The sequence below is a fragment of the Microcystis sp. M53602_WE12 genome (assembly GCF_030065455.1).
Classification (GTDB): Bacteria; Cyanobacteriota; Cyanobacteriia; order Cyanobacteriales; family Microcystaceae; genus Microcystis; species Microcystis aeruginosa.
In genome coordinates this window covers 1-4,587 of the sequence record NZ_JASJFB010000600.1, presented here as the reverse complement: position 1 = coordinate 4,587, position 4,587 = coordinate 1, and the positions used below count along the sequence as shown (strand labels likewise).

Annotated in this window: 5 protein-coding genes; 4 read left to right on the top strand and 1 reads right to left on the bottom strand. The window is 42.0% G+C overall.

Features of this window, described 5'->3' with window-relative positions; all coding sequences use genetic code 11:
• Positions 1 to 444 precede the first annotated feature (444 nt).
• Together mazG and lepB are read left to right on the top strand one after the other, a co-directional pair.
• Positions 445 to 1,278 (top strand): nucleoside triphosphate pyrophosphohydrolase, encoded by an 834-nt coding sequence (mazG, locus tag PX482_RS19000; protein ID WP_288094671.1) that lies wholly within the window; start codon positions 445 to 447, stop codon positions 1,276 to 1,278.
• Positions 1,278 to 1,850: a signal peptidase I gene (lepB, locus tag PX482_RS18995; protein ID WP_002760130.1), complete on the top strand. Its 573-nt coding sequence runs from the start codon at positions 1,278 to 1,280 to the stop codon at positions 1,848 to 1,850. The genes mazG and lepB overlap by 1 nt, the downstream gene beginning before the upstream one ends.
• Before the next feature lie 13 nt (positions 1,851 to 1,863).
• On the opposite strand, the gene PX482_RS18990 is transcribed toward lepB, so the two are convergent.
• The gene (locus PX482_RS18990) at positions 1,864 to 2,352 is read right to left on the bottom strand and encodes a universal stress protein (RefSeq protein WP_002760138.1); all 489 of its coding nucleotides are present in this window, start codon (positions 2,350 to 2,352) and stop codon (positions 1,864 to 1,866) included.
• An 18-nt stretch (positions 2,353 to 2,370) separates the two neighbouring features.
• On the opposite strand from PX482_RS18990, the gene PX482_RS18985 reads away from it, so the two are divergent.
• Both PX482_RS18985 and pheA read left to right on the top strand, forming a co-directional pair.
• Complete coding sequence (locus PX482_RS18985; RefSeq protein WP_002760140.1) at positions 2,371 to 3,288, top strand: ribonuclease D; 918 nt, start codon at positions 2,371 to 2,373, stop codon at positions 3,286 to 3,288.
• A 114-nt stretch (positions 3,289 to 3,402) separates the two neighbouring features.
• Positions 3,403 to 4,257, top strand: coding sequence for a prephenate dehydratase (pheA, locus tag PX482_RS18980; protein ID WP_002760141.1), 855 nt, complete (start codon positions 3,403 to 3,405; stop codon positions 4,255 to 4,257).
• Positions 4,258 to 4,587 lie beyond the last annotated feature (330 nt).

Sequence of the window (4,587 nt, the reverse complement as noted above, 5' to 3'; positions counted from 1 at the left end):
CACAGAGATCGATCACTACTATATAAGTTAAACTGATCACACAAAGAATAAGAGAGCCAAGCAGTTATCTGAATAATGGGGCGTAGGTCTTCGCTCAAATTAGGTTAAACTTCAACTATTAAGCTAAGACGCATTTAAAGCACTTATTCTTAAGATTAGCCGAATCTCCCCCAATCCCTTTACTGTTGCCTCTTGCCTCTTGCCTCTTGCCTCGTCTCAACAAGCAATTGAAATGCTTAACAGCTTATCAGAAAGGCTGTAACTGAATGTTAGAAGACAAGGAGATGGGAGCTTTTGATAACTGATAACTGATAACTGATAACTGATAACTGATCACTGATCACTGATCACTGATCACTGATAACTGATAACTGATCACTGATCACTGATCACTGATAACTGATAACTAACCGGTATAATGGGCGAGAAAACCGGAAAAAATCGATGTCTAGCCTTCCAGAAACCGACAATCCCCGCTACAAGGCCATCTTAGAGGCATTAAACCATTTAATCAGCGTTGTTGCCCGTTTACGAGATCCAGAAAGCGGCTGTCCTTGGGATTTAGCTCAAACCCCGGAAACCCTAATTCCCTACGTTATCGAAGAAGCTTATGAGGTGGTAGCGGCGATTAAAAGCGGTGATAAAACTGCCATTGCCGAGGAATTAGGCGATTTACTGCTACAGGTGGTTTTACAAGCCCAAATTGCCAGCGATGAGGGTAATTTTAGCCTAGAAGAAGTGGCTAGAGGCATCACCGATAAATTAATTCGTCGTCATCCCCACGTTTTTGGGGAGCTATCCCTAGAAAATCCCGAACAGGTGCGTCAAAATTGGGAGAAAATCAAAGCTGAGGAAAAAAATGACCCGACTATTAGCGGCAAATTAACCCGTTATGCCCAAACTTTACCACCCTTGATGGGAGCGATGAAAATTTCTCGGCAAGCAGCGCGAGTCGGTTTTGAATGGGAAAATATCGCAGGAGTCTGGGAAAAATTTGGCGAAGAGTTAGCAGAATGGCAAGAGTCCCTAGAATCGGGCGATAAAGAGCATCAACAGGCCGAATTAGGCGATTTACTCTTTACTATTGTCAATCTTGCTCGCTGGTATGATTTAGATCCCAGTATCGCTTTACAAGAGACTAATCTGCGTTTTATTCAACGTTTTTCCCTAGTGGAATCTGTGGCAGAAAAGCCTCTCCATGACTATACACTAGAGGAATTAACAGTTTTCTGGCAGCAAGCGAAAGCTAAGTTACATCAACCATCATCTGGGCAATAATGCAAGAGCAAGAAATTAATAAGGACAAATCCAAGAGTTTTTGGGCTTCTATTCGAGAAAATCTGCAAATTATCACTATAGCTTTAGTTTTAGCCTTACTGATCCGCACTTTTGTGGCTGAACCTCGTTTTATCCCCTCTGATTCTATGTTACCCACTTTAGAACAAGGCGATCGCTTAGTAGTGGAAAAACTTTCCTACGATTTCCATCCTCCTCGACGGGGGGATATCGTCGTCTTTGAACCGCCGGCACAATTACAATTACAGGGATATCAAAAGAACCAAGCTTTTATTAAAAGAGTGATTGCCACCGCAGGGGATGTGATTGCTGTCAAGGAGGGCAAAATTTATCTGAATAATCAACCCTTGTCAGAGGATTATATTCTCGAATCCCCTCAATATAATTTAATGCCTTTGCTTGTGCCGGAAAATAATTTATTTGTCATGGGAGACAATCGCAATAATAGCAATGACTCCCATATCTGGGGGTTTTTACCGGAAAATAACGTGATTGGTAGGGCGGTTTTTCGCTTTTTTCCTTTTAATCGTTTGGGGATTTTAGGGGGGGAATAGCTAACAGGAATTTTTAGTCCTGATGATGTTGAACAATTAAGACGGAACAGGGGGCATGATGGAGAACATAATTACTCACACTACCTAAGAATAACTCTCCTAGACCCGATCGCCCACGCCGACCGATGACAATTAAATCAATATTTTCCTCTCGCGCCACTTTACAGATAGTTTTGGCGGCATGGCCGTAAATTTGCCGGTATTCTCCCTTGACACCCATTTCTCCCGCCTGATTAGCTCTTTTTTGCAACATGGCCACCCCTTTCTGCTCGAATTCTTCCCATTGTTGCCGCCAAAAATCGAGAGTGAGATCATTCCCCTGGGCGGGGTAAATATCGGCTAAATTGGGTGGAATCGGTAAAGGGCTATAATCTTCCTCAGGGGAAAGGACGTGCAGTAGTAGGAGGTTAGCTTCGTACTTACTGGCTAAGGATACAGCCTCCTTAAAAACACTGTCCCCCATCTCTGACAAATCTACTGCTATCAAGATTTTTTGATACATTTTTCAGCCTCTGCAACCATGCCTTATTTAACGGAATCCGACGCTATTAGGAATGCGATCGATCACTTTTCTCATTTTCCCATTCTTTGGTTAGATACGGAAGTAGCCGATTACAATAGCAAGACTCCCCGTTTGTCTCTGATTCAAATTCTGGCTGATTCCACGGACTTAACGGGGGAGCGGGTGACAATTTTGGATGTTCTTGATCGACCCGATCTTACTAACTATTTTATCACTAAAATCATGCTGGTTGACCGGATAGAAAAGGTTTTTCACAATGCTAGTTATGATTGTAAATTTTTGGGCGGTAAAAGCAAAGTTAAAAAAATTACCTGTACCCTAGAGTTAGCTAAAAAGGTTCCCTACTATATTGCTCCTTTACCCAATTATCAACTGAAAACCGTGGCTGAATGTCTTTGTCATTTTCCCGCTATCGATAAAAGTGAACAGGGGGGTAATTGGGGCAAAAGACCTTTAACCGCGGCCCAGCTAGAATATGCACAAAAAGACCCCGTATATACGGCCCAAATCCATCATCGTCTTTTGCAGCTTTCCCATTTAATTACTCCCGATCCCGCGGGTGAGAATCTCGAAAGATTAACTAATCGTTATTGGGAAATTTACCAGCAATGGAAGATTTTAGATACAGAGATGGAACATCTCAAGGAACGTTTAAAGTCGGCAATTATCCAGCAAGAGGCTGCGGAGATTAACGGTTTTTCGGTCAGTTACCAAAATCGCACCAGCAAAAAAGTTAAACTGGCCGAATTAGCCAAAGTTGTCTATTTATCGGGCCAGGATAGCCAAATATCTCTCTCCTTAACTAATGATCTTCTCAAAGAATTGGGGGATTTAGCCCAAGGGTTAACCATCGAGGAAACGCACCAAAAAATCAGTCAATTGACTATCAAACAAAGTGAAGCTGACTTGACATGATTATAGCAGAATTCAGCAGATAGGACATAGGAGTCAATACCAAATTAGGTTATACTTGATGTTGACGAGAAAGGCTGTAATAGCTAGAAAAAATTGCTTGCGGGGATAATCTAAATGACTGTAAAGATCGCTTATCTGGGGCCGGTGGGAACCTATTCAGAAACAGCCGCTTTAGCATTTGCTAATAGTTTACCACCCCAGCCTCGTCAATTAATACCCTATCCTAGCATTGCCTTGGCCCTGCGATCGGTTGTCCAAAATCAGGCCGATTTAGCAGTGGTCCCGGTGGAAAACTCCACCGAGGGAAGTGTGGTAATGACTCTTGATGCTTTATGGCAATTACCTGGGTTACAGATTCAACAAGAATTAGTTTTACCGATTTCCCATGCACTTCTATCTCCTCGACAATCGCTAACAGAAATTACCACCGTTTATTCCCATCCCCAAGCTTTAGCTCAATGTCAAAAATGGCTAGAAAATAATTTGCCTACCGTGCCGATTATTCCTACTAATTCTACCACAGAAGCGATTCAAATTCTCGATCGAGAGGCCAATTCGGCCGCTATTGCTTCTCCCCGGGCAGCAAAACTGTATCATGTACCAATATTAACACAACCAATTAATGATTATCCCGATAATTGTACCCGTTTTTGGGTAATGGCTTTAACTTCCCATCCCCAAGGGGAGCGAATGTCCCTCGCTTTTCAGGTTTTAGATCAACCCGGCGCTTTAGTCAAACCTTTAGAAGTTTTTGCCAAACGTCAGCTTAATTTATCTCGTATTGAATCGCGACCAACTAAACGATCTTTAGGGGAATACATATTTTTTATCGATCTAGAGATTAATCTGGATCAACAGCATTTAATCGCAGAAACTTTAGAAGAATTAACAAATTATACCGATGCGATCGAGGTTTTTGGTTTTTATCAGGTAGTTAATTTACCCGTAGAAAGTTTAGAGGAATTATAAACTAAGTTGCCCAGAAATTACAGTAGTTAAATAGGGTTTGCTGAATAAATCTAAAAACCTTGTTGGGTAAGACTTTTAGACTTTTTGTCAATCAAAAAGTACCAGATCTGGGAGTGATCGGGGGGAAAATTCCAGGACTTATTCCCTGAAAATTAGGTAATTGACCCCCTCAAAATCGGTAAAACCCTACACCCCACACCCCACACCCCACACCCTGTCACCACGAACAACTTTTTCATCAGGCCCAAAAGAGAGATATTTTAGGTTTTAAGCGAGGGAAGAATCGGCAAAGATGAGTTTTCCTCTGGTGGAGTAGAATCAAGCTTTCTT